This window comes from Massilia pseudoviolaceinigra, from assembly GCF_030846505.1.
Classification (GTDB): domain Bacteria; phylum Pseudomonadota; class Gammaproteobacteria; order Burkholderiales; family Burkholderiaceae_D; genus Telluria_A; species Telluria_A violaceinigra.
Genome location: NZ_JAVCWL010000022.1, coordinates 40,543 through 65,900, shown reverse-complemented (window position 1 = coordinate 65,900; position 25,358 = coordinate 40,543). Strand labels below are relative to the sequence as shown.

The 25,358-nt window shown below is 64.7% G+C and carries 22 protein-coding genes; 21 read left to right on the top strand and 1 reads right to left on the bottom strand.

What is annotated here, in order from left to right; all coding sequences use genetic code 11:
* The 18 genes from rsmH (at position 1) to lpxC (ending at position 19,787) form a co-directional block, all read left to right on the top strand.
* On the top strand, positions 1–963 hold the full coding sequence (gene rsmH / locus RBA40_RS21195; protein WP_306649809.1) for a 16S rRNA (cytosine(1402)-N(4))-methyltransferase RsmH: 963 nt from the start codon (positions 1–3) through the stop codon (positions 961–963).
* Positions 960–1,232 carry a cell division protein FtsL gene (gene ftsL, locus RBA40_RS21190; protein WP_099874440.1) on the top strand — a complete coding sequence of 91 codons (273 nt, stop codon included), beginning with the start codon at positions 960–962 and terminating at the stop codon, positions 1,230–1,232. The genes rsmH and ftsL overlap by 4 nt, the downstream gene beginning before the upstream one ends.
* Positions 1,229–3,013, top strand: a complete 1,785-nt coding sequence (locus RBA40_RS21185) for a peptidoglycan D,D-transpeptidase FtsI family protein (protein WP_306649725.1) — start codon at positions 1,229–1,231, stop codon at positions 3,011–3,013. The genes ftsL and RBA40_RS21185 overlap by 4 nt, the downstream gene beginning before the upstream one ends.
* Entirely contained in the window at positions 3,013–4,554 is a 1,542-nt protein-coding gene (locus RBA40_RS21180; protein WP_374710526.1) for a UDP-N-acetylmuramoyl-L-alanyl-D-glutamate--2,6-diaminopimelate ligase, read from the top strand. The genes RBA40_RS21185 and RBA40_RS21180 overlap by 1 nt, the downstream gene beginning before the upstream one ends.
* Positions 4,554–5,939 (top strand): UDP-N-acetylmuramoyl-tripeptide--D-alanyl-D-alanine ligase, encoded by a 1,386-nt coding sequence (locus RBA40_RS21175; RefSeq protein WP_306649724.1) that lies wholly within the window; start codon positions 4,554–4,556, stop codon positions 5,937–5,939. Before RBA40_RS21180 ends, RBA40_RS21175 begins: the two co-directional genes overlap by 1 nt.
* A gap of 1 nt (position 5,940) precedes the next feature.
* On the top strand, positions 5,941–7,110 hold the full coding sequence (gene mraY, locus RBA40_RS21170; protein WP_306649723.1) for a phospho-N-acetylmuramoyl-pentapeptide-transferase: 1,170 nt from the start codon (positions 5,941–5,943) through the stop codon (positions 7,108–7,110).
* Positions 7,110–8,660 carry a UDP-N-acetylmuramoyl-L-alanine--D-glutamate ligase gene (murD, locus tag RBA40_RS21165; protein WP_306649721.1) on the top strand — a complete coding sequence of 517 codons (1,551 nt, stop codon included), beginning with the start codon at positions 7,110–7,112 and terminating at the stop codon, positions 8,658–8,660. The genes mraY and murD overlap by 1 nt, the downstream gene beginning before the upstream one ends.
* Positions 8,660–9,871, top strand: a complete 1,212-nt coding sequence (gene ftsW / locus RBA40_RS21160) for a putative lipid II flippase FtsW (protein WP_306649720.1) — start codon at positions 8,660–8,662, stop codon at positions 9,869–9,871. Before murD ends, ftsW begins: the two co-directional genes overlap by 1 nt.
* On the top strand, positions 9,868–10,965 hold the full coding sequence (gene murG, locus RBA40_RS21155; protein WP_306649719.1) for an undecaprenyldiphospho-muramoylpentapeptide beta-N-acetylglucosaminyltransferase: 1,098 nt from the start codon (positions 9,868–9,870) through the stop codon (positions 10,963–10,965). The genes ftsW and murG overlap by 4 nt, the downstream gene beginning before the upstream one ends.
* Positions 10,962–12,353, top strand: a complete 1,392-nt coding sequence (gene murC, locus RBA40_RS21150; RefSeq protein WP_306649718.1) for a UDP-N-acetylmuramate--L-alanine ligase — start codon at positions 10,962–10,964, stop codon at positions 12,351–12,353. Before murG ends, murC begins: the two co-directional genes overlap by 4 nt.
* A gap of 2 nt (positions 12,354–12,355) precedes the next feature.
* Positions 12,356–13,324 (top strand): D-alanine--D-alanine ligase, encoded by a 969-nt coding sequence (locus RBA40_RS21145; protein ID WP_306649717.1) that lies wholly within the window; start codon positions 12,356–12,358, stop codon positions 13,322–13,324.
* 7 nt (positions 13,325–13,331) lie between these two features.
* Positions 13,332–14,171 (top strand): cell division protein FtsQ/DivIB, encoded by an 840-nt coding sequence (locus RBA40_RS21140; RefSeq protein ID WP_306649716.1) that lies wholly within the window; start codon positions 13,332–13,334, stop codon positions 14,169–14,171.
* 10 nt (positions 14,172–14,181) lie between these two features.
* Positions 14,182–15,414 carry a cell division protein FtsA gene (gene ftsA, locus RBA40_RS21135; protein WP_054266460.1) on the top strand — a complete coding sequence of 411 codons (1,233 nt, stop codon included), beginning with the start codon at positions 14,182–14,184 and terminating at the stop codon, positions 15,412–15,414.
* Between the two features lie 130 nt (positions 15,415–15,544).
* Positions 15,545–16,750: a cell division protein FtsZ gene (ftsZ, locus tag RBA40_RS21130; RefSeq protein WP_306623467.1), complete on the top strand. Its 1,206-nt coding sequence runs from the start codon at positions 15,545–15,547 to the stop codon at positions 16,748–16,750.
* A 164-nt stretch (positions 16,751–16,914) separates the two neighbouring features.
* Positions 16,915–17,421 (top strand): peroxiredoxin, encoded by a 507-nt coding sequence (locus RBA40_RS21125; protein ID WP_099874451.1) that lies wholly within the window; start codon positions 16,915–16,917, stop codon positions 17,419–17,421.
* A gap of 59 nt (positions 17,422–17,480) precedes the next feature.
* Entirely contained in the window at positions 17,481–17,930 is a 450-nt protein-coding gene (locus tag RBA40_RS21120) for a GNAT family N-acetyltransferase (protein ID WP_306649715.1), read from the top strand.
* A 35-nt stretch (positions 17,931–17,965) separates the two neighbouring features.
* Entirely contained in the window at positions 17,966–18,808 is an 843-nt protein-coding gene (locus RBA40_RS21115) for a DMT family transporter (protein ID WP_445352055.1), read from the top strand.
* Positions 18,809–18,851: 43 nt separating this feature from the next.
* On the top strand, positions 18,852–19,787 hold the full coding sequence (gene lpxC, locus RBA40_RS21110; protein WP_306649713.1) for a UDP-3-O-acyl-N-acetylglucosamine deacetylase: 936 nt from the start codon (positions 18,852–18,854) through the stop codon (positions 19,785–19,787).
* A gap of 85 nt (positions 19,788–19,872) precedes the next feature.
* Here the strand turns inward: lpxC and RBA40_RS21105 are convergent, their stop codons facing one another.
* Complete coding sequence (locus RBA40_RS21105) at positions 19,873–20,337, bottom strand: DciA family protein (protein ID WP_306649712.1); 465 nt, start codon at positions 20,335–20,337, stop codon at positions 19,873–19,875.
* 238 nt (positions 20,338–20,575) lie between these two features.
* Here RBA40_RS21105 and secA point away from each other — a divergent pair, with 238 nt between their 5' ends.
* The 3 genes from secA to RBA40_RS21090 all read left to right on the top strand — a co-directional run bounded on the left by secA (position 20,576) and on the right by RBA40_RS21090 (position 25,211).
* Positions 20,576–23,323, top strand: coding sequence for a preprotein translocase subunit SecA (gene secA, locus RBA40_RS21100; RefSeq protein WP_306649711.1), 2,748 nt, complete (start codon positions 20,576–20,578; stop codon positions 23,321–23,323).
* 101 nt (positions 23,324–23,424) lie between these two features.
* A complete protein-coding gene (locus RBA40_RS21095; RefSeq protein WP_306649710.1) occupies positions 23,425–24,432 on the top strand; it encodes an OmpA family protein in 1,008 nt (335 codons plus the stop codon).
* Positions 24,432–25,211: a hypothetical protein gene (locus tag RBA40_RS21090; protein ID WP_306649709.1), complete on the top strand. Its 780-nt coding sequence runs from the start codon at positions 24,432–24,434 to the stop codon at positions 25,209–25,211. The genes RBA40_RS21095 and RBA40_RS21090 overlap by 1 nt, the downstream gene beginning before the upstream one ends.
* The last annotated feature ends 147 nt before the right edge of the window (positions 25,212–25,358 follow it).

Genomic DNA, 25,358 nt, shown 5'->3' with positions numbered 1-25,358 from the left:
ATGAACGTGGTGGCGGTGCCGGAATTTCAGCACCGGACGGTGTTGCTGGACGAAGCGGTCGATGCGCTCGATCTGACGGGTGCGCGTGCCGATGGCACTTATATAGACGGGACCTTCGGTCGCGGTGGACACAGCCGCCTGATCCTGTCGCGCCTGGGCCCGAAAGGGCGCCTGTTTGCCTTCGACAAGGATTTGCAGGCCATCGCCACGGCGGGACAGATCGACGACCCGCGCTTCGAGATCGTGCACGACAGTTTCGCCACCATGCAGCAGGCGCTGGCCGCGCGCGGCGTGGCGCAGGTCGACGGCATCCTGCTCGACTTGGGTATTTCCTCGCCGCAGGTGGACGACGCCGCGCGCGGTTTCAGTTTCCGCAACGATGGTCCGCTCGACATGCGCATGGACACCACGCGCGGCGTTTCCGCCGCCGCATGGCTGGCCAGCGAGACAGAACAACAATTGGAAAGGGTCATTCGCGATTATGGGGAAGAACGGTTTGCTTTTCAGATTGCAAAGGCGATTGTTGCTCGCCGGGCAGTCGAACCAATTTCAAGCACACGACAGCTTGCCGGCATCGTGGCAAACGCGGTCAAAACTCGGGAGAAGGGCAAGGATCCGGCCACCCGGACCTTTCAGGCTATCCGGATTTTCATCAATAAAGAGCTTGAAGACCTTGAAACAGGCTTGAGCGCCGCCTACGCCATGCTCGCGCCCGGCGCGCGCATGGCCGTGATCAGCTTCCACTCGCTGGAAGACCGCATGGTCAAGCAGTTCCTGGCGAGCAAGGTCAAGGTCGAGCAGCCCGACCGCCGCCTGCCGATCCGCGCGGTCGACCTGCCGCAGCCGCTGATGAAGCTGGTAACCAAGATGAAGCCGTCCGACCTGGAAATCGACGGCAATCCGCGCGCCCGTTCGGCCGTGATGCGGGTAGCCGAACGCCTGCCCGCCCGGAGCGCGCCGTGAACGGCAAGATCAACATCGTGCTGGCCGCGCTGCTGGTCGGCTGCGCCCTGTCGCTGGTCAATGCCCAGTACCAGGCGCGTAACCTGTTCATCGAACTGGGCAAGCTGGAACAGCAGGCGCGCCAGCTCGACATCGACTGGTCGCAGCTGCAGCTGGACCAGTCGACCCTGGGCACCAACGCGCGCATCGAACAGATCGCGCGCGACAAGCTCGACATGACGCCGCTGACCCCGGCGCGTACGCAGTACCTGACGGAAGGGGCGCAATGAAACGCGGTAGCAATGGTGCGGCAGGCGCGCGAGTAGCGGCCTCGAAAGGCGTATCGTTCTCGAAAAGCCCGGTCCTGGCGGTCAGCCTGCCGACCTGGCGTTCGCGCGTCGTGCTGTTCGTGCTGTTCGCGGCCTTTGTCGCGCTGGCCGGCCGTGCCGTGTGGCTGCAAACCGTGACCGACGAGGTCCTGATCAGCTACGGCAAGCAGCGCTACGAGCGCACCATCGAACTGCCCGCCACGCGCGGGCGCATCCTCGACCGCAACGGCCAGGTGCTGGCATCCTCGGTGCCGGTCAAGGCGGTATGGGCCATCCCCGAAGACGTGCTGGCCTCGCCGCCGGAAAAACTGCGCGCCCTGGCCGCGCTGCTCAAGATGAGCGACGCCGAGCTGCGCAAAAAACTCGATTCCGACCGCACCTTCGTCTACCTCAAGCGCCAGGTGGAAATGCCGGTGATCGACCAGATCGCCAAACTGGACATCAAGGGCCTGGACACGCGCAAGGAATACAAGCGCTTCTACCCGCAGGGCGAAATCGCGACCCACCTGGTCGGGTTCACCAACGTCGAAGACGCCGGCCAGGAAAGCATGGAACTGGCGCAGCAAAAGACCCTCGTCGGCACCACCGGCAGCCGCCGCGTGATCAAGGACCGCCTCGGCCAGATCGTCGAAGACGTGGGCTTGTCGAAAGAGCCGCACGACGGCCGCGACCTGACCCTGTCGGTCGACAGCAAGCTGCAGTACATCGCCTTCACGCAGGTGAAGGAAGCCGTGGCCAAGTTCAAGGCCAAGGCCGGCGCCGCCGTGGTGCTGGACGTGAAAACCGGCGAAGTGCTGGCGCTGGCCAACTGGCCGACGTACGACCCGAACGACCGCAAGGGACTGACCGGCGCGCAGCTGCGCAACCGCGTCATCACCGACACTTTCGAGCCGGGATCGACCCTCAAGCCATTCACCGTGGCGCTGGCGCTCGACACCGGGCGCGTCACGCCCAACACCCGCATCGATACCGGCGCCGGACGCCTGGTGATCAACGGCGCGCCGATTTCCGACACCAAGCCGCACGGCGTGATCTCGGTCGCCGAAATCATCGAAATGTCGTCCAATATCGGCACCTCCAAGATTGCGCTCTCCATGCCGCCGCGCGAAATGTGGGAGATGTTTACCGAAGTCGGTTTCGGCCAGCAGCCCAAGTTCGGTTTTCCCGGCGCGGTGGCGGGGCGCGTGCGTCCGTACAAATCGTGGCGTCCGGTCGAACAGGCCACCATGAGCTACGGGAACGGCATCTCGGTCTCGCTGCTGCAGCTGGCGCGCGGCTACATGATGTTCGCCCGCGATGGCGACACCATTCCGCTGTCGTTCCAGAAGGTGACCGAGCTGCCAGTTGGGCGCCAGATCATCAAGCCGAAAACCGCGCGCGACATGCGCGAGATGCTCGAACGCGCGGTCTCGGGCCAGCACGGTACCGCCAAGCAGGCGCAGATCGCCGGCTACCGCGTGGGCGGCAAGACCGGCACCGCCTATAAGGTCGAAAACGGCAAGTACGCGATGCCGCGCAAGTACATCGGCAGTTTCGTGGGCATGGTGCCGATGTCGAATCCGCGCTTCATCATCGCCGTCATGATCGACGAACCGACCGCGCTCGGCCACTTCGGCGGCATCGTGGCGGCGCCCACTTTCGCCGCGCTGGCCGCCAACGCGCTGCGCGCGCTTAATATTCCGCCCGATTCGGACGTGACCGAAATCGTCGCGCCGTACGATGGCTCCGGGGAGGTCATGTAATGCTGCCTATGAATCCACAGGAAATCTGCGCCTGGATCGCCCAGGCGGCGCCGGGCGCCAGGGTGGTCTCCGACTCGCGCCGCGTCAAGGCGGGTGATGTGTTTTTCGCCTATCCGGGCGATGCCGCCGACGGCCGTGCCTACATCGGCAAGGCCATCGCGCAGGGTGCCGCCGCCGTTGTCTACGACGAGCACGATTTCGCCTGGACCCCGGCCTGGAACGTGCCGCACCTGGCCGTGGCCGACCTGAAGGCGAACGCCGGTCCGATCGCCCACGCTTGCTACCAGATGCCCGACTCCGCCATGTTCACCGTCGGCGTGACCGGCACCAACGGCAAGACCTCGTGCGCGGTCTGGCTCGGCCAGGCCTTTGCGCGCCTGGGCCAGACCGCCGCCGTCATCGGCACCCTGGGCGTGGGCCTGTTCAACGGCCGCGGCGAGGTCGAGTACGACGTCACCGGCTACACCACCCCGGACGCGGTGCTGCTGGCCGAAAAACTCGCTGCCGTGCGCGACGCGGGCGCCACCGCGCTCGCGATTGAGGTAAGCTCCATCGGGCTCGGGCAAGGCCGTACCCTGGGCATGCATTTTGACGTTGCGCTGTTTACCAACCTGACGCGCGACCACCTCGATTATCACGGCACCATGGAATGCTACGAAGCGGCGAAGGCCAAGCTGTTCGCGTGGCCAGGATTGAAAACAGCAGTGCTTAACCTCGACGACCCGGCTGGACAGCGCCTGGTCAACCAATTGATTTCCCAGCCTGGCGGCGCACCTTCCGTGACTGGCTACACTCTGCGCGGCGTTGCGGCCCAGCCCGACATCGCCGGCGTCACCATGCTGCGCGCCTCGCAGTTCCGCAGCCGCCATGCGGGCACCGAATTCCATCTCGATTCGCCGCTCGGCAGCGCCCAGGTCAAGACGCGCCTGGTGGGCCACTTCAACATCAGCAACGCGCTGGCGGTACTGGGCGCGCTGCTGGCCAAGGGCGTGGTCCTGCGCCCTGCGCTCGACGCCATCGAAGCACTGACTCCGGCCCCTGGCCGCATGCAGCAGATCGGCGGCCAGGACGCGCCGATGGTGGTCATCGATTATGCCCACACGCCGGACGCGCTCGAGCAGACGCTGGGCGCGCTGCGCCAGGTCGCGCACGAACGCGGCGGCCAGCTGTGGTGCGTGTTCGGCTGCGGCGGCGACCGCGATCCGGGCAAGCGCCCGCAAATGGGCGCCATCGCGCAGATCGCCGAACACGTGCTGGTCACCAGCGACAATCCGCGCAGCGAAGAACCGGCCGCCATCATCGCCCAGATCGTCGCGGGCATGGATGCGGCCCATCCGACATCGCGCTTCCAGGCGATCGAAGACCGCGCCGCCGCGATCCTGTCGGCCATCAAGCACGCGGCCAAGCCGGATGTGATCCTGCTGGCCGGTAAAGGCCACGAGCCGTACCAGGAAATCAAGGGCCGCAAGATGCCGTTTTCCGACGCCGACCACGCCGCGCTGGCGCTGGCCGCGCGCGTGACCATGATGAGGACTAACTGATGCGCGGCTCGCTCGCACAACTGGTCGCGGCCATTCCCGGCGCGCGCATGACGGCCGACGCTTCCTTCGAGAGCGTCTCGACCGACAGCCGCAGCGCCGGCGCCGGCGCGCTGTTTGTCGCCCTGCGCGGCGAGACCTTCGATGCCCACGATTTCCTGGAGCAGGTGGCCGCCAGCGGCGCCGCCGCGGTGGTGGTGGAGAGTTTGCCGGAGGGCTGGACGCTTCCGGCCATCGTGGTGCCCGACACACTGGCCGCATTGGGCCGCATCGCCCATCACTGGCGCGCGCAATACGCCATTCCCGTGATCGGCGTCACCGGCAGCAACGGCAAGACCACCGTCAAGGAAATGATCGCCGCGATCCTGGCGGCCGGCCTGTCCGACGAGACGCGCCTGGCCACGCGCGGCAACCTGAATAACGAAATCGGCGTGCCGCTCACGCTCATGCGCCTGACCGCCGCGCACAAGGCAGCCGTGGTCGAGCTGGGGATGAACCACCCGGGCGAAATCGCGCGCCTCACCGCCATCGCCGCGCCGACCATTGGCCTGGTCAACAACGCCCAGCGCGAGCACCAGGAATTCATGCACACGGTCGAAGCGGTCGCGCGCGAAAACGGGGCCGTGCTGGCCGGCCTGGCGCAAGACGGCGTGGCCGTGTTCCCGGGCGACGACGAGTACACGCCGCTGTGGCAGGGCATCGCCGCCGGCCGCCGCACGGTCACCTTCGGCCTTGACGCCGCATCGAACGTGAGCTGCGTGCACCGCGTCGCCGATTTCGGCAGCGAACTCGATGTGACCGTGCGCCTTGACGGCACTGCGCTGCGCATGTTCGTCGTCAGGCTGGCCGCGGCCGGGCTGCACAATGTGCGCAATGCGCTCGCCGCGATCGCCTGCACCATGGCCGCCGGCGTCAATCCCGACATCGTCGCGCGCGGCCTGGCCGCGTTCGAACCGGTGAGCGGCCGCCTGCAGCGCAAACAGGCTACCGGCGGCGCCACCGTCATCGACGACACCTACAACGCCAATCCGGATTCGGTGCGCGCCGCCATCGACGTGCTGGCGCAGGCGCACGCGCCGCGCATCCTGGTACTGGGCGACATGGGCGAAGTGGGCACGCAGGGGCGCGAGTTTCACGAAGAAATCGGCGCCTACGCGGCGGCGCGCGGCATCGACACGGTGCTCGTCACCGGCGAACTGACGCGCCACATGGCCGCCGCGGGCGCACGGCATTACACGCAGTTCGACGAATTATTGGCAGCACTCGATACTCAATTGGGCAGCACATCTGACGCAACTGTACTGGTGAAGGGCTCGCGTTTCATGAAGATGGAACGGGTCGTCCAGCATCTGGTCGGATCAATCAACACAAGTAAGGAAGCCCACTAACATGCTGCTCTGGCTCGCACAAATGTTCCAGGACCAACTCGGTCCTCTGCGAATCTTCAACTTCATCACGTTTCGTGCGGTGTTCGCCACAATCACGGCGGTGCTGATCGGCCTTGTCGCCGGTCCCGCCGTGATCCGCAAACTTACCTCGCTCAAGGTCGGCCAGGCAGTGCGCCAGGACGGTCCGCAGACGCACCTGAAAAAACACGGCACGCCGACCATGGGCGGTGTGCTGATCCTGATCGCCATTGGCGTGTCGACCCTGCTGTGGTGCGACCTGTCGAACCGCCTGGTGTGGCCGGTGCTGGTCGTGACCCTCGGTTTCGGCGCCATCGGCTGGGCCGACGACTACCGCAAGGTGGTGTACCAGGATCCGGAAGGCATGCGCTCGGGCGAAAAATACTTCTGGATGTCCCTGATCGGCATCGCCGCGTCGCTGTACCTGGCGTTCTCGGTGTCGGCGCCGACCCCGGGCAAGGTCTGGGACCTGTTCTATGCGTGGGTGCAGTCCGGCTTTTCGCTCGACCTGCCGCCCAAGGCCGACCTGATCGTGCCGTTCGTGAAAACCATCAGCTATCCGCTCGGCGTGTGGGGCTTCATCGCGCTGACCTACTGCGTCATCGTCGGCACCAGCAACGCGGTCAACTTCACCGACGGCCTCGATGGCCTGGCGATCATGCCGACCGTGATGGTCGGCTCGGCCCTGGGCCTGTTCGCCTACCTGACCGGCAGCGCCACCTACTCGAAATACCTGCTGATTCCGCACATTCCGGGCGCGGGCGAACTGCTGATCTTCTGCGGTGCGATGGCCGGCGCGGGCCTGGCCTTCCTCTGGTATAACGCGCATCCGGCCCAGATGTTCATGGGCGACGTCGGCGCGCTGGCGCTGGGCGGCGCGCTCGGCACCATCGCCGTGATCGTGCGCCAGGAAATCGTCCTGTTCATCATGGGCGGCGTGTTCGTGGCCGAAACGGTCTCGGTGATCATCCAGGTCAGCTGGTTCAAGTACACCAAGAAGCGTTACGGCACCGGGCGCCGCGTTTTCCTGATGGCGCCCTTGCACCACCACTTTGAACAAAAAGGCTGGAAAGAGACCCAGGTCGTCGTGCGTTTCTGGATTATCACGATGATGCTGGTGCTGGTCGGCCTGTCCACCCTGAAGCTGCGCTGATGAACCACCTCGAACAATACGCCGGCAAGCACGCCCTGGTCCTCGGACTGGGCGAATCCGGCCTGGCGATGGCCCAGTGGCTGGCGCGCTGCGGCGCGCGCGTGCGCGTGGCCGACACGCGCGAAGCGCCGCAACGCCTGCAGGCGCTGCGCGACGCGTTGCCGGGCGCCGAATTCATCGGCGGCGGACTCGATGCGGAATTTAGCGAGACCCTGCTCGACACCATCGACTTCGTCGCCGTCAGCCCGGGCCTGGCGCCCGCGCGCGAACTGGCCGCCATCGTGCCGGCCGCCGCCACGCGCGCCATTCCGGTGTGGGGCGAGATCGAACTGTTTGCCCAGGGCCTGGCCGCGCTCAAGGAAGAACGCGCCTATGCGCCGAAAGTCATCGCCATTACCGGCACCAACGGCAAGACCACCGTCACCAGCCTGACCGGTTTGCTGTGCCAGCGCGCCGGCCTGTCGACCCGCGTGGCCGGCAATATCAGCCCGGCGGCGCTCGACGTGCTGCGCGAAATGCTCGATCAGGCCGAGGGCGCGGACGAAGTGTTCGATCAGACCCTGCTGCCGCAAGCCTGGATCCTGGAGCTGTCGAGCTTCCAGCTGCATTCGACCTTCAGCCTGCGCGCCGATGCCGCCACGGTACTGAACATCACCCAGGATCACCTGGACTGGCATGGCGACATGGCCGCCTACGGCGCCGACAAGGAACGCATCTTCGGACCATCGACGGTGCGCGTGCTCAATCGCGACGACGCGCTGGTCGCGCGCATGGCCGCGCCGGGCGCCGACGTGTGCACCTTCGGCACGGGCGAACCGAAAGAAGCCGACAGCTTCGGCCTGCACAACGAACGCGGCGTGCTGTGGCTGACCGTGGCCGTGGCCGGCGAAGAGAGCGAGAAGAAGCGCAAGAAGAATGAACCGGCCGAAGTCGTGCCGTGCACGATCAGCCGCCTGATGCCGGTCGACGCGCTGCGCATCCGCGGCCTGCACAACGCCACCAACGCGCTGGCCGCGCTGGCCCTGTGCCGCGCCATCGGCCTGCCGTTCGCGCCGCTGCTGCACGGCCTGCGCGACTACCAGGGCGAGCCGCACCGGGTCGAACTGGTGGCCGCCATCGACGCCATCGATTACTACGACGACAGCAAGGGCACCAACGTGGGCGCTACCGTGGCCGCGTTGACCGGCCTGGGCAAGGCATTCGGCGGCGAGTCGCAGAAGATCGTGCTCATCGCCGGCGGCGACGGCAAGGGCCAGGAGTTCGCACCGCTGGCCGAACCGTGCTCGCGGTACGTGCGCGCGGTGGTCCTGATCGGGCGCGACGCGCCGCTGCTGCGCGCGGCCATCGAGCCGTCCGGCGTTGAGTTGATCGATTGCGCGACCGTGCCTGAAGCGGTGCGGCGCGCGGCCGCCCTGGCGCAGGCTGGCGATTGCGTGCTGCTTTCGCCCGCGTGCGCCAGCTTCGACATGTTCACCGGCTATGTGCAGCGCGCCCAGGTGTTCGTCGACGCCGTGCGCGAACTGGCGCTGGAAAAAGGACAGGATCTCTGATGGCCTTCCAGTTTCCATTCAAATTCGCCGGTTCGGCTTCGGACGCTCTGTCCGGGGACCGCACACGCCCGTCGAAAATGATGGAATACGACCAGCTGCTGGTCTGGGTCACCGTGCTGCTGATGCTGTTCGGGATGGTGATGGTGTACTCGGCTTCGATCGCGCTGCCCGATTCGCCCAAGTACGCCAACTACAAGACAACCTACTTCCTGCAGCGCCAGGCCATTTTCATCATGGTCTCGATGCTGGCCGGGTACTTCGTGTTCCGCATCCGGATCGCGCTCTGGCAGCGCTACGCGTCCGTCATGTTCGTCGGCAGCCTGGCGCTGCTGGTGCTGGTGCTGGTGCCGCATATCGGCTTTTCGGTCAACGGCGCGCAGCGCTGGCTGGACCTGAAACTGTTCAAGCTGCAGCCGTCCGAAGTGATGAAGATCGCGGCCGTGCTGTACGCGGCCGACTACACGGTGCGCAAGCAGGAATACATGCACAAGCTGACCAAGGGCTTCCTGCCCATGGCCGGCGCCATCGGCCTGGTGGGCCTGCTGCTGCTGCTCGAACCCGACCTGGGCGCGTTCGGCGTGATCGTCTGCATCGCCATGGGCATCCTGTTCCTGGGCGGGATCAACGCGGTCTGGTTCGGCGGCATCGGCGCGCTGCTGGTGACCATTTTCGGCGCCATCATCTTCTTTTCTCCTTTCCGGCGCGCGCGCATTTTCGCCTACCTGGACCCCTGGAAGGAAGGCAATGCGCTCGACAAGGCTTACCAGCTGACCCACTCGCTGATCGCCTTCGGGCGCGGCGAATGGTTCGGCGTGGGCCTGGGCGCCAGCGTCGAAAAACTGCATTACCTGCCCGAAGCGCATACCGATTTCCTGATGGCCGTCATCGGCGAAGAACTCGGCCTGGTGGGCGTGCTGGTGGTCATCGCCATGTTTTACTGGCTGGTCAAGCGCGCCTTCGATATCGGCCGCCAGGCCATCGCCATCGACCAGATCTTCGCCGGTCTTGCCGCCAAAGGCATCGGCATCTGGCTCGGAGCGCAGACGTTCATCAATATGGGCGTGAACCTGGGCATCCTGCCGACCAAGGGATTGACCCTGCCGTTGATGAGTTACGGCGGCTCGGGCGTCCTGATTAACTGCGTCGGACTGGCGATTTTGCTGCGTATCGATTATGAAAACCGTGTGTTGATGAGAGGTGGGCGGCCATGAAGCGTTTGATGATCATGGCGGCCGGCACCGGCGGGCATATCTTCCCGGGGATCGCGATCGCGCAGACCATGCGCCAGCGCGGCTGGGACGTGAGCTGGCTCGGCACCTCGCACGGCATGGAGCAGGACCTGGTGCCAAAGAACGGCATCGCCATCGACAGCATCGATTTTTCGGGCATGCGCGGCAAGGGCCTGAAGCACAGCGTGACGGGCGCGTTCAAGATGGCCGCCAGTTTCGTGGCCTGCCGCCGCTTTATCCGTCAGCGCAAGCCCGATGTGGTGCTCGGCATGGGCGGCTACGTGTGCGTCCCGGGCGGCATGATGGCGCGCTTGGCCGGCGTGCCGCTGGCGCTGGTCAATGCCGACGCGGCGCTGCTGTTGTCGAACAAGACGCTCGCGCCCCTGGCCAGCAGGGTGATGTTCGGCTTTCCCGCCGATTTCGGCAGCGCCGCCGCCAAGGCCATCGTCACCGGCAACCCGGTGCGTAAGAAAATCCTGGCCATGACGGCGCCGCAGCAGCGCTTCGAGGGCCGCAGCGGCGCGCTGCGCATCCTGGTGGTCGGCGGCAGCCTGGGCGCCAAGGTGTTGAACGACAGCGTGCCGGCCGCACTGGCGCTGCTGCCCGAAGAGCAGCGTCCGTACGTGACGCACCAGTCGGGCAAGAAGAATATCGATGCGCTGCGCGAATCGTATGCCAGGGCCGGCGTGACGGCCGACGTGGTCGACTTCATCGACGACATGGCCGGCGCCTACGCCGCGGCCGACGTGGTGATCTGCCGCGCCGGCGCGATCACCGTGTCGGAACTGACGGCCGCCGGCGTGGCCAGCGTACTGGTGCCGTTCGTGGCCAGCACCACCAGCCACCAGCGCGACAACGCGCAGTGGATGGACAAACAGAAGGCGGCAATCCATTTGCCGCAAACGGAATTGAGCGCGCAGCGCGTGGCGCAGTTGCTGCAAGGCCTTAGCCGCGACGCCTGCCGCGCCATGGCGGTGGCCGCGCTGGCGGTCGGCAAGCGCAACGCCAATGAAGCAATCGCGGATGTACTCGAACAACTGGCAGGATCGACAGACAGAATTGAAACAAGAACATGAAACATAAAATCAAGAACATTCACTTCGTCGGCATCGGCGGCAGCGGCATGAGCGGCATCGCCGAAGTGCTGCTCAATCTGGGCTACAGCGTGTCCGGCTCGGACCTGGGCAGCAACGCGGCCAGCCAGCGCCTGGCCAGCCTGGGCGCGCAGGTCATGCTCGGCCACGCCGCCGACAATATCCTCGGCGCCGACGCCGTGGTCACCTCGACCGCGGTCAAGGAAGACAATCCGGAAGTGGTGGCGGCGCGCGCAGCGCAGATCCCCATTGTGCCGCGCGCGATTATGCTCGGTGAATTGATGCGCTTAAAGCGCGGCATCGCCATTGCCGGCACCCACGGCAAGACCACCACCACCAGCCTGGTGGCCTCGGTGCTGGCCCAGGGCGGGCTCGATCCGACGTTCGTGATCGGTGGACGCCTCAACAGCGCCGGCGCCAACGCCAAGCTGGGCACGGGCGAGTACATCGTGGCCGAAGCCGACGAATCGGACGCCTCGTTCCTGAACCTGACGCCGATGATCGAAGTGATCACCAATATCGACGCCGATCACATGGAAACCTACGAGCACGATTTCGAAAAGCTCAAGCAGGCGTTCGTGCACTTCACGCACCGCCTGCCGTTCTATGGCCGCGTGATGCTGTGCATCGACGATCAGCATGTGCGCGACATCATTCCGTTCGTGACCAAGCCGATCACCACCTACGGCTTTTCGGAAGCTGCCCAGGTGCGCGCGGTCAATGCCAGCGCCATCGGCCTGCAGATGCATTTCACGGTCGTCCAGGAAGGCTATCCGGATACACAGTTCATCCTCAACCAGCCCGGTATGCATAATGTGCAGAATGCCTGTTCGGCGATTGCCATCGCGCGCGAAATCGGCATCGACGACAGTGCGACCCAGCAGGGCCTGGCGGAGTTCCACGGCGTCGGCCGGCGCTTCACGCGCTACGGCGACATTGCCATTCCTGGCGGCGGCAGCTTCGCCCTGGTGGACGACTTCGGCCACCACCCGGTCGAGACGGAAGTGACCCTGGCCGCCGCGCGCGGCGCCTACCCGGGCCGGCGCCTGGTGCTGGCGTTCCAGCCGCATCGCTATTCGCGCACGCGCGACCTGTTTGAAGACTTCGTCAAGGTGCTGGCCACGCCCGACGTGCTGCTGCTGGCCGAAGTGTATGCCGCCGGCGAAGCGCACGTGGTGGCCGCCGATGGCCGTGCGCTGGCGCATGCGCTTCGCGTGGGCGGGAAGATCGAGCCGATTTTTGTCGAGGCGATCGCCGACATGCCGGCCGCCATCATGAACGTGGTGCGCGACGGTGACGTTGTCATCACCATGGGCGCCGGCTCGATCAGCGGCATTCCGAATAAACTGGTTACCCCTGTGGAGGCTTGAAGATGAGTGCATTTAATTCCGGCGACGCCGCCGCACTGGGCAAGGTCGGCGTGCTGTTCGGCGGCCGCTCGGCCGAACGCGACGTGTCGATCATGTCCGGCACCGGCGTGCTCGCGGCGCTGCGCAGCAAGGGCATCGACGCCCATCCGTTCGACACCGGCGTGCGCAGCATCACCGAGCTGGCGGCCGAGGAATTCGACCGCGTGTTCATCGCGCTGCACGGCCGCTACGGCGAAGACGGCACCCTGCAGGGTGCGCTCGAGCAGCTCGGCATTCCCTACACCGGCAGCGGCGTGATGGCGTGCGCGATCGCCATGGACAAGATCTACACCAAGATGATCTGGCTGATGCGCGGCCTGCCGACCCCGCGCTACGCCACGCTGGCCGCCGATACCGACCTGGCGCAGGTGGTGCAGCAGCTTGGCCTGCCGCTGATCGTCAAGCCGCCGCATGAAGGTTCGAGCGTGGGCATCACCAAGGTGCGCGCCGCCGCCGACTTCAAGGCCGCCTATGAAGTGGCGGCCGGCTTCGACGAAGTGGTGCTGGCCGAGGAATTCGTCACCGGGCGCGAACTGACGGTCGCGGTGCTCGGGCGCGGGGTACAAGCGCGTGCGCTGCCGATCGTCGAAATCGTGGCCCCGGACGGCAATTACGATTACCAGAACAAGTACTTCACCGACGACACCAAGTATGTTTGCCCGGCCGAGCTGGACGAAGCGACCAGCGCGGAAGTGGCGCGCCTGGCGGTGGAAGCCTACCGCGCCGTCGATTGCGAAGGCTGGGGCAGGGTCGACGTGCTGCTGCGCGCCAGCGACAACAAGCCGTTCCTGATCGAGGTCAATACCTCGCCGGGGATGACCACTCACTCGCTCGTGCCCATGGGCGCGCGCGCGCTGGGCATCAGTTATGAAGACCTGTGCGTCGAGATTGTGCGTTCGGCACGCTTGAAAATGGCCCAGGGCCAGGGTTAATACAGTAATGTGGCATGACGTAAGAGCTTTGAACGCAAGCGCGAGCGGCCTGATGGCAGTGGTGGTGATCGCCTGCCTCGCGTCTGCCGTGTGGTGGTTGTCGCAGCTGCCGATGTTCACCCTGCGCACGGTGCGGGTCGACAGCGTGCATGGGATGGAACTGAAGCATGTGAACAGGCTGACCTTGCGCGCCGGCGTGGTGGGCCGCATCAAGGGTAATTTTTTCACGACCAACCTGGAACAGGTGCGCACCGCCTTCGAAGCGGTACCCTGGGTCAGGCGGGCCAAGGTGCGGCGCGAATGGCCGGACCAGCTGATCGTGGAAGTCGAGGAGCACGAGGCGCTCGGCACCTGGGGCGAGGATGGGCGCCTGTTGTCGATGAAGGGCGATGTCTTTACCGCCAACCTGGCCGAGGCGGACGAGGATCATCCGCTGCCGGCGCTGGACGGGCCGGAAGGCAGCGAGAAGGAAGTACTGGCGCGGTTCCTGGAGTTGCGCGCGCTGTTTTCGCCGATCGCGCTGGTGCCGGAAAAGCTGGACCTGTCGAGCCGTTATGCATGGACCGTGAAACTCGATAACGGCATGAGCGTGGCGCTGGGGCGGGAGCAGGACAAGACGACGCTGAAACAGCGGGTGCAGCGGCTGGTGGGGATTTATCCGCAACTGGCCAGCCGCCTGCAGGACGGCATCGACACGATCGACATGCGGTATCAGAACGGCCTGGCGCTTTCCGCCGCCGCGCTGGTGCTGCCAAGCGATCCGCACAAGCCTGTGAAGGCGGCAGTAAAAAAAGCAGTGAAACCGAACAGCAGATCAACCAGCAGCAAGACAAAGCAAAGACAGTAGGCGACAGCACATGACAAAAGACGCGAAAAACCTGATCGTCGGCCTCGATATCGGTACCTCGAAAGTGGTGGCCGTGGTGGCCGAGGTGATGTCCGACGGGCGCCACGAGGTGATCGGACTGGGTCAGCACGAGTCGCGCGGACTGAAAAAAGGGGTGGTCGTCAATATCGAGGCGACCGTCGAATCGATCCAGCGCGCGCTCGAAGAAGCAGAGCTGATGGCCGACTGCAAGATCCGCAATGTGTACGCGGGCATCGCCGGCAGCCATATCCGTTCGTTCAATTCGAGCGGCATGGTCGCGATCAAGGACAAGGAAGTAACGGCCACCGACGTGGCGCGCGTGATCGAAACGGCCAAGGCGGTCAACATCCCGACCGACCAGCAGTTGCTGCACACGGTGCCGCAGGAATTCATCGTCGACAGCCAGGAAGACGTGCGCGAACCGATCGGCATGAGCGGCATCCGCCTGGAAGTGCGGGTGCATATTGTCACCGGTGCGGTATCGGCGGTACAAAACATTGTAAAGTGCGTGCGCCGCTGCGGCCTTGAAGTGTCGGACCTGATTTTGCAGCCGATGGCTTCCGCCGACGCCGTGCTCACGCTCGATGAAAAGGAACTGGGCGTGGTGCTGATCGATATTGGCGGCGGCACCACCGACATCGCGGTGTTCTCCGACGGCGCGATCCGGCATACGGCGGTCATTCCGATCGCCGGCGACCAGATCACCAACGACATCGCCATGGCGCTGCGCACGCCCACTTCCGAAGCCGAAGAGATCAAGATCCGCTACGGCGTGGCCAAGCAGGTGCTGGCCGATCCGCACGAGTCGCTCGAAGTGCCGGGACTGGGCGACCGCGGTCCGCGCAACCTGTCGCGCCAGGCGCTGGCGGCGGTGATCGAGCCGCGCGTTGAAGAATTGTTCGCGATGGTGCACCAGGTGGTGCGCGAGTCGGGCTACGAGGGCGTGCTCTCGTCGGGGATCGTGCTCACCGGCGGTACCGCGATCATGCCCGGCATGGTGGAAATGGCGGAAGATATTTTCCTCAAGCCGGCGCGCCTTGGCACGCCGGATTACCGCGGCCAGCTGGCCGACGTGGTGCGCAGTCCGCGCTACGCGACCGTGCTCGGGCTGCTGCTCGAAGCGAAGAAGCAGTATCTGCGCGGGCATATCGTGACGCGCCAGGACGGCTCGGTGAAAGCGGTCTGGCAGCGCATGAAGGAATGGTTTTTAGGGAATTTTTAAGTCGGCACAGTTTGGAATACTAGGCACACGGGTTCTTGTTATTTAACGGTTAACGCAGTTTTCAACCTCCAGGTTTCATACGACTATGAGTCCTGGCGCTTGGAAACCGCACTTTGATTAGGAGTTCATCATGGAGTTTGATATGGTCGATAACGCAGCACTAGGAACCGTCATCAAGGTCGTCGGCGTCGGCGGAGCAGGTGGCAATGCGGTTCAGCACATGATCAACAAGGGCGTGTCGGGCGTTGAATTCATCGCGGCCAATACCGATTCGCAGGCACTGGCCGCGTCGAGCGCCCACAACATCATCCAGATCGGCGAGTCGGGCCTGGGCGCCGGCATGAAGCCGACCGTCGGCCGCCAGCTGGCCGAAGAGTCGCGCGCGCGCATCGAAGACGCGCTGCGCGGCGCGCACATGGTCTTCATCGCAGCCGGCATGGGCGGCGGCACCGGTACTGGCGCAGCTCCCATCGTGGCCGAAATCGCCAAGTCGCTCGGCGCGCTGACGGTGGCCGTGGTGTCGAAGCCATTCTCGTACGAAGGCCAGAAGTGCATGGACGTGGCCGAGAGCGGGCTCGAAGAACTGTCGCAGCACGTCGATTCGCTGATCATCATCCTGAACGAAAAACTGGAAGAGATCTACGAAGACGAAAGCATGATCGAGTGGATGCGCCACGCCGATGATGTGCTCAACAACGCGGTGGCCGGTATCGCCGAGATCATCAACGTGCCGGGCCACATCAACGTCGACTTCAACGACGTCAAGACCATCATGGGCGAGCAGGGCAAGGCCATGATGGGCACCGCGACCGCCAGCGGCGTCGATCGGGCGCGCATCGCGGCCGAGCAGGCAGTCGCGTCGCCGCTGCTCGACGGGATCGACCTGTCGGGTGCGCGCGGCGTGCTGGTCAACGTGACCGCCAGCCGTGGCCTCAAGGGTAAGGAGATCAAGGAAGTCATGGCTGCGGTGCGCGCGTTTGCGGCGCCCGATGCATCGATCGCGCAGGGTATCGCGTACGACGACGACATGGGCGACGACATCCGCGTGACGGTGGTGGCGACGGGCCTGGGCAAGGCCAAGAAGGCCATGCAGCTGGTGCAGCAGCCGATGCTGCGCACCGGTACCCACAACGGTCCGATGATGGCCGGCGGCGGCGCTGGCGCCACCGTGGGCGTGTCGATGGGTGCCGGCTCGGCCAGCGGCCACGCGATGGAAGGCATGAAGCAGCCGGCCGTGTGGCGCCGCGAACAGGCTTCCGAGCAGGTGCAGGCGATGCAGCGCAATGGCGTGGAAACCTACGACATTCCGGCATTCCTGCGCAAGCAAGCCGATTGATCGGATCGCAGTGATGAAGAAGCCGGGGTCTCCCCGGCTTTTTTTACGCCGTTTTTTTGCGGACGCGAAACGCGTGGCGGCGCGCCACGGAACCGCCGCCCTGCAAGCTTGACGAGGATCAGGCATACTAGCCGTCTTATCAATCCCATATTATGGAGCCTCGAATGACTATTAAAATCGGCGACCGCCTGCCGGAAGGCACCCTCTCTGAATTCGTCGAGACCGAAACCGAAGGCTGCTCGCTCGGCCCTAACACCTTCCAGGTAGCTGATCTGGCCAAGGGCAAGAAGATCGCCATTTTCGGCCTGCCGGGCGCCTACACCCCGACCTGCTCCGCACAGCACGTGCCGGGCTACGTCAAGCTGGCCGACGAACTCAAAGCCAAGGGCGTCGATGAAATCTGGTGCATCTCGGTCAATGACGCTTTCGTCATGGGCGCCTGGGGCCGCGACCAGAAAGCCACAGGCATCGTGCGCATGATGGCCGACGGTAACGCCGCCTACAGCAAGGCACTGGGCCTGGACGCGGACTTCTCGAAGTTCGGCATGGGCACGCGCTCGCAGCGCTACTCGCTGCTGGTCGACGACGGCGTCGTCAAGCAGCTCAACGTGGAGCAGGGTGGCGCGTTCGACGTGTCGAACGCCGAAACGCTGCTCAAGCAAGTCGCTTAATTACTCACCCGGAACCACTTCCGCAAAGACGGCGCCGCGGCGCCGTTTTTTACACCGCCATGCATATTCGAACCGAAACCCCGCGCCAGAGCGACATCATCGCCATGCTCGAACAGCTGGACGCCTATTTTGCCGGCCTCTATCCGGCCGAGAGCAACCACCTGATGGATGTCGACTCGCTGACCCGGCCCGGCGTGGTGTTCCTGGTCGCGCGCGACCTTGACGGCCGCGCGCTCGGCTGCGGCGCCTATGTCGACCGCGGCGGCTACGGCGAAGTCAAGCGCATGTACGTCGATCCGGCCCAGCGTGGCAAGGGCGTGGGCGGCAAGCTGCTGGCCGAGATCGCGCAGCGCGCCGCCGCCGCCGGATTGCCGGCGCTGATGCTCGAAACGGGCATCAGCCAGCCCGAAGCCATCGGCCTGTATGAGCGCGACGGCTTTATCCGCTGCGCGCCGTTCGGTGACTATCAGGCCGATCCCCTCAGCCTGTTCATGGTCAAGCGCCTGTGACGCAGGGCAAAGGCAACCTGCGCGCCATCTACGCGATGCTCATCGCGGTGGCCATGTTCTCGCTGATGGACACGGTGATGAAGCTGCTGTCGGCGCATTATCCGGCGCTGCAGGTGGCGGCCCTGCGCGGCCTGTCGTCGCTGCCGCTGGTGTTTGCGTACGTGGGTTGGCGCGGCGCCTTCGGCACTGCCCTGCAGGTGCGCTGGCCGCTGCACCTGCTGCGCGCGGGCCTGAGCATCACCATGCTCGGGCTATTCGCCTTTGGCCTGCGCAAGCTGTCGCTGGCCGAAGCGTATGCAATCTTCTTCATCGCGCCCGCGCTCATCACCGCCTTGTCGGTGGTGTTCCTGAAAGAGAGCGTCAACCTGGCGCGCTGGGTCGCCATCGCGGTCGGCCTGGGAGGGGTGCTGGTGGTGCTGCGTCCGAGCGGGACCGGCATGCTGACCCTGGGCGGACTGGCGGTGCTGGGCGCGGCCGGCTGCTACGCGGTGTCGGCCATTACCACCCGCATCGTCGGGCGCACCGACCGCGCCGAACACATGGTGCTGTGGCTGATGGTGTTTTTGGCCATCGGCGCAACCACCCTGGCCGCGCCCAACTGGGTGCCCGTGCGTGGCGCCGATGTCTGGCTATTGTGCGCGCTGTCGCTCTCGGGCTTCCTGGGCCAGCTGGCGGTCACGGAAGCGTTCAATTCGGGCGAAGCGTCGCGTGTGGCGCCGTTCGAGTATTCGGGACTCGCCTGGGGCGTGGCGCTGGACTGGATCCTTTGGCATACCCTGCCCGACCGGTACACGCTGATCGGCGCGGCCATCATCATCGGCAGCGGCATCTACCTGGTGCGGCACGAGCGCTCGCATGCGCAGGCCGAGCACCCCTAGACGCCCGGCAGCGCTGGCCCAGCAAGTTCGCTATAATCGGCGGATGTTAAAACAAAGAACCGTCAAACAGCTGGTGCGCACCGTCGGCGTCGGACTGCACTCCGGGACCAAGGTCGAACTGACCCTGCGTCCGGCCGCGATCAATACCGGCATCGTGTTTCGCCGCGTGGACCTGGACCCGGTGGTGGAGTTTCCCGCCAGCGCAGGCGTGGTGGGCGACACCCGCATGGCATCGGTGCTGGTCAAGGACGATGCGCGCGTGTCCACGGTCGAGCACCTGATGTCGGCCTGCGCCGGGCTCGGGATCGATAATCTGTACGTGGACGTGTCGGCCGAAGAGATTCCCATCATGGATGGCTCGGCCTCGTCGTTTGTCTTTTTGCTGCAACAGGCGGGCGTGCAGGAGCAGGACGCGGCGAAGAAATTCATCCGCGTGCTGAAAGATGTGGAAGTACGCCAGGGTAGTGGCGCCAACGAAAAATGGGCGCGCCTGACCCCGTACGACGGCTTCAAGCTCGATTTTTTCATCGAATTCAACCATCCGGCGGTGGACGGCACGACCCAGCGCGCGTTTGTCGACTTCGGCGACGTATCGTACGTGCACGACGTGGCGCGCGCGCGCACCTTCGGCTTCATGCAGGATGTGGAAAGCCTGCGTGGCATGGGCCTGGCGCGCGGCGGATCGCTCGAAAACGCGATCGTGATGGACGAGTACCGCATTCTCAATTCGGATGGCCTGCGCTACGACGACGAGTTCGTGCGCCACAAGATCCTCGACGCGATCGGCGACTTGTACCTGGTCGGGCACCCGCTGCTGGCCGGCTACGAAGCGCACAAGTCGGGCCATGCGCTCAACAACTTGCTGCTGCTCGAATTGCTCAAGCATCCGGATGCCTATGAGATCGTGGCGTTCGAGAAGCCCGGCAGCGCGCCGCCGTCGTACGTGCGCCAGATGGCGCGCGAGTGGGCGCTGACTTAAGAGCCGTCGCCCCCGGCGAAGGCTGCCTTGGTGCGGGGACGACGGCCTTCAGGCTTGTGGTCACGGTATTCAAACGCAAAGCTCTCTAGCGCTGGCGCGCCGCCATCGCCTTGACGGCGGCGATCAGGGTGGCGTTGGCCTTTGTCTTCGGCAGCGCGTCGCCGAGCGCTTCAAACGCCGACAAGGCCGTGCCGGGCAAAATCAGCTGATGCGTGTGCACCACCGGCGCGATGCTGCGCGTGACCTGCACTTTCAATTTGATCTCGTCGATATGCCAGCCGCGCTTTTGCAAGGCGCCCTGCAGCTTGGGCAGCTGCTGTTTGAGCTTGGCCGCGACGGCCGAACTGGGCGTGGCCAGCACCAGGCGCGCGTCTTCGAACGAGAGCACGTCGCAGTTGCCGAACATCGGCGGCAGCGCCTTGGCGCAATCGCTCTGCAGGCTGGCCATGCGCATCGCCGTCGGCAGCAGGGCCGCGATCTTGTCATTGCGCTTGAGGAAATCGGTAGCGACAATCGAGGTGCGGCGCGTCTTGGTTCCGTAGATATGCATAAGGCGCAACATATCACAGCGCGCGGCGCCCCGCCACAAGGCATGGCCAGAACGCCTTGCCGGAGTCATTTTATTAACTTTGTTTTGCCCTCGCCTCTTGAGTTCCGGGGCAATATCCCCAAGTGTGGCGAGATCGCATGATAAAATCACAGTCTTTTTGCCATAGTCGGCCGTTGGGTGATATGTTTTTGCTATCATTACGGCTTCTTTTTGCGGCGTCTTTTTCAAGAATTCAAGCATGTCATTACTGACCCAGATTTTCGGTAGCCGCAACCAGCGGCTGCTCAAGCAATATCAAAAAACCGTGCGCGAGATTAACGCGCTCGAGCCACAGATCGAAAAGCTGTCGGACGCTGAACTGAAAGCGAAGACGCCGCAGTTCAAGGAGCGCGTCGCCAAAGGCGAAACGCTCGACCAGCTGCTGCCGGAAGCGTTTGCGGTCTGCCGCGAGGCGGCCAGGCGGGTGCTCAAGATGCGCCATTTCGATGTCCAGATGATCGGCGGCATGGTGCTCCACTACGGCAAAATCGCCGAAATGGGTACCGGCGAGGGTAAGACGCTGATGGCGACCCTGCCGACCTATCTGAACGCGCTGTCCGGCAAGGGCGTGCACGTCATTACGGTCAACGATTACCTGGCCCAGCGCGATGCCGAGTGGATGGGACGTCTGTACAGCTGGCTCGGCCTGACGACCGGCATCAATCTGTCGCAGATGGACCACAGCGTCAAGCAATCGGCTTACGCGTCGGACATCACCTACGGCACCAACAACGAATTCGGTTTCGACTACCTGCGCGACAACATGGTGTTCGAGGCGAGCGAGCGGGTCCAGCGCGGCCTCAATTTCGCCGTGGTCGATGAAGTCGACTCGATCCTGATCGATGAAGCGCGTACGCCGCTGATCATTTCGGGCCAGGCTGAAAACCATACCGAGCTGTATCACCAGATCAATTCGCTGCCGGCCAAGCTGACCCTGCAGATCGGTGAAGAAACCCCGGACGGCAAGGGCGTGATCTCGGTCCCGGGCGACTATACCAAGGACGAAAAGGCGCACTCGGTGCTGCTGACCGAACGCGGTCACGAGAACGCCGAGGCGATGCTGACCCAAATGGGCTTGCTGCCGGAAGGTGCCTCGCTCTACGACGCCGCCCACATCACCCTGATCCACCACCTGTACGCGGCCCTGCGCGCGCATGCGCTGTACCACAAGGACCAGCATTACGTGGTGCAGAACGATGAAGTGGTGATCGTCGATGAATTCACCGGACGCCTGATGACCGGGCGCCGCTGGTCCGACGGCCTGCACCAGGCGGTCGAAGCGAAGGAAGGCGTGCGCATTCAGAACGAGAACCAGACCCTGGCCTCGATCACGTTCCAGAACTACTTCCGCATGTACACCAAGCTGTCCGGCATGACCGGTACGGCCGATACCGAAGCGTACGAATTCCAGGAAATCTATGGCCTCGAGACCGTGGTCATTCCGCCGAACCGTCCGTCGCAGCGCAAGGACCGCCAGGACCAGGTGTACAAGTCCTCGGACGAGAAATACAACGCCATGCTGATCGATATCCGCGATTGCTACGAGCGCGGGCAGCCGGTCCTGGTGGGTACCACCTCGATCGAAAACTCCGAGATGCTCTCGGCGATCCTCGACAAGGCCAAGCTGGCCCACAACGTCTTGAATGCGAAGCAGCATGCGCGCGAGGCCGAAATCATCGCCCAGGCGGGCCGTCCCAAGATGATCACCATCGCCACCAACATGGCCGGCCGTGGTACCGACATCGTTTTGGGCGGTAACGTCGAGAAGCAGATCCAGATCATCGAAGCCAACGCGGCCCTGTCGGACGCCGACAAGGCGGCCCAGGCCGAAAAGCTGCGCAGCGAGTGGAAGTCGCTCAACGAGCATGTGGTGGCCGCCGGCGGCCTGCACATCATCGGTACCGAACGCCACGAATCGCGCCGCGTCGACAACCAGCTGCGTGGCCGTTCCGGCCGCCAGGGCGATCCGGGTTCGTCGCGCTTCTACCTCTCGCTCGACGATGCGCTGCTGCGCATCTTCGCGGGCGACCGCGTGCGCGCCATCATGGACCGCCTGAAAATGCCGGAAGGCGAACCGATTGAAGCGGGCATCGTCTCGCGCTCGATCGAGTCGGCCCAGCGCAAGGTCGAGGCGCGCAACTTCGACATTCGCAAGCAGCTGCTCGAATACGACGACGTGTCCAACGACCAGCGCAAGGTGATCTACACCCAGCGTAACGAACTGCTCGAAACCACCGACATCGGCGAACTGATCGCATCGCTGCGCGCCGGCGTGTTCACCGACGTGGTGCATGCGTACGTGCCGGAAGAATCGGTCGAAGAGCAATGGGACATCGCCGGCCTGGAAGCGACCCTGGCCAGCGAATGGCAGCTCAACGTGCCGCTGGCGCAGATGCTGGCCACCGATACCAGCATGACCGACGACGACATCCTGGCGCGCGTGCTGGCCGCGGCCGACGCCTCGTACGAGAGCAAGATTGCCATCGTCGGCAAGGAATCGTTCGGCGGCTTCGAGCGCAACGTCATGCTGCAAAGCGTGGACAGCCACTGGCGCGAACACCTGGCGGCGCTGGACCATCTGCGCCAGGGTATCCACCTGCGCGGCTATGCGCAGAAGAACCCGAAGCAGGAGTACAAGCGCGAAGCGTTCGAGCTGTTCGGATCGATGCTGGACATGATCAAGAACGAAGTGATCCGCATGGTGATGACGGTGCGCATCCAGTCGCGCGAAGAAATCGACGCCGAAGCGGCGCTGCACCAGTCGCACGTGGAAAACGTCAGCTACCAGCACGCGGACTTCAATCCCGACGCGGCGCCGGAAGATCTGCTCGCGCCGGCCCGCCCTTCGGGCGACGAGGAAATGCTCGGACCGAAGGTCGGCCGCAACGATCCATGCCCTTGCGGCAGCGGCAAGAAGTTCAAGGCATGCCACGGCAAGCTCGCATAAAGCGCCCGGCATGACCAGAAGGGGAGGCAGAACGTGATGTTCGGCCTCCCTTTTTTTACGCCCCTATCAGATTACATTCCTATCCACTCAAGGAGCCTCTCATGACCTATCCGGTTCACCGCAGCGCCCTGGCGGCGTGCGCCCTCGCACTCGTCATTTCTTCGCCGCTGGCGCACGCGGGAAAGTACGATGCCGACCGTCCCGGCAGCGCCGATCATCCGCTGGTGTCACGCTATGCCGGCTCCACCCTGTACCTGCATGGCGAAGAAAACTACGCCGGCGCGCGCACGCTCGTCGCCGGTAAAAGCGGTCCGGTCGAGAAAACGGTCGAAGGCAAGATCTCGAACCGGATCTATTTCGGACCGAAGGGACGCGGCTCGCTCGAGATCTTCCGCAATTACCAGGCCGCGCTGCGCAGCGCCGGCTTCGACACCCTGTACGAATGCGAGGCGGCGCAGTGCGAGAAAGACCGCACCCAGTCGAAGATCGTGCGCTGGGCCCAGGGCGCGCAGTGGGTCGACAATGGCAATGGCGATGCCTATGTGATCCGCCTGTTCGAATACAAGCCGGGCTTCCACTACATCCACGCGCGCAAGGACGCGCCGGCCGGTGCGGTGAACGTGCAGATTGCGCTGCGCACGGGCGAGGAGAGCGACGCCAACGTCCAGGGCCGGGCACAGCAATTCATGCAGGTGATCGAGTCGGCCAGGGTGGAACAGGGTCACGTCACGGTCGACGCCAGCGCCATCGGCTCGGCCCTCAAGAAGGATGGCCGCATCGCCTTGTACGGAATTCTGTTCGATACCAACAAGGCAGTGATCAAGCCTGAATCGAAGGACACGCTCGAGCAAATGGCCAAGTCGCTCAAGAACGACCCGGGCGTGAATGTGTTCATCGTCGGGCACACGGACAATCAGGGCGTGGTCGATGCCAACCTTGCGCTGTCGCGCAAGCGCGCGCAGGCGGTGGTGGACGCATTAAGTGGGCAGTACGGCATTGCCGCGGCGCGCATGCAGCCGCACGGCGTGGCCAACCTGGCGCCGGCGGCGAACAATGCCGACGACGATGGACGCGCGCGTAACCGCCGCGTTGAAATGGTGGTGCGTTGATGCGCATTCACTTGACGATAGTGGGCGCGCTGCTGGCCGGCGGCGCCTTCGCCGCCGCGCCGGCGATCGAGCAGATCCTGCCGCCGGCCGGCTTGTACCGGCTTGATTCGGCCTCCACCAGCAGTATTCCGGCGCCGGCGCCGGCCAACCGGGTCGACACCAGGGTCGACGGCGCGAACGGCGACATCGTGCGGCGCGAACGCGTCGCCGGGGCCGACTCGGGCGAGAAGCTATATGAAGGCAAGGGGCCGGTCACGCACTGCATCCGGCCGCGCCGCATCTCGGACGCGCTGTATTCGTCGGCGGTGGCGCTGGCGTCCTGCCCGGACCAGTCCAGCCAGGTCGGCGCGGATGGGGTGGTGGTGCATACGGCGAACTGTCCGGCGGCGGCGGTCACGCTGACCATCCGCCGCATCGACAAGGTCACCTGGGAATACGACACCGTCAGCGCCACCCGCGCCGGCGACCCCGCGGCGGACCTGGCATGGATGCGTCCCGTGCTCGAACGCGAAGCGGCCGAAGGCAAGACGCCCGAAGCGCGCGCCAGGGCGGCGCAGCAGTTGCTTGACCTGCCACGCCTGCAGCGCGAACTGGCGGAAAAGCAGGTGGCGGTCAATGTGCAGTACGCAAAAGCCCTGCGCGAGGCGAAGACGCCGACGGAAGCGGCAGCGGTGCGCGCGACGATGGCGCAATCGGGCAAATCGGTGGCCACCGAGGGGCGCCAGCGGGTGCGCTGGACCCGTATTGGCAACAGCTGTGCCGCCGGCGCGGGCAAGTGACACCGCAGGCCGGCGTCGTGCCGGCGCCACGGTTGTGGGGTTGCTGATAGGTAAGATTCGTTTTAGTTGATGACACACAACAATAGCAAGTGCGCTTCCTGCAATGGTTAGGTTTCATTGCCAATCAGGAGGACGTTATGAAAGCCA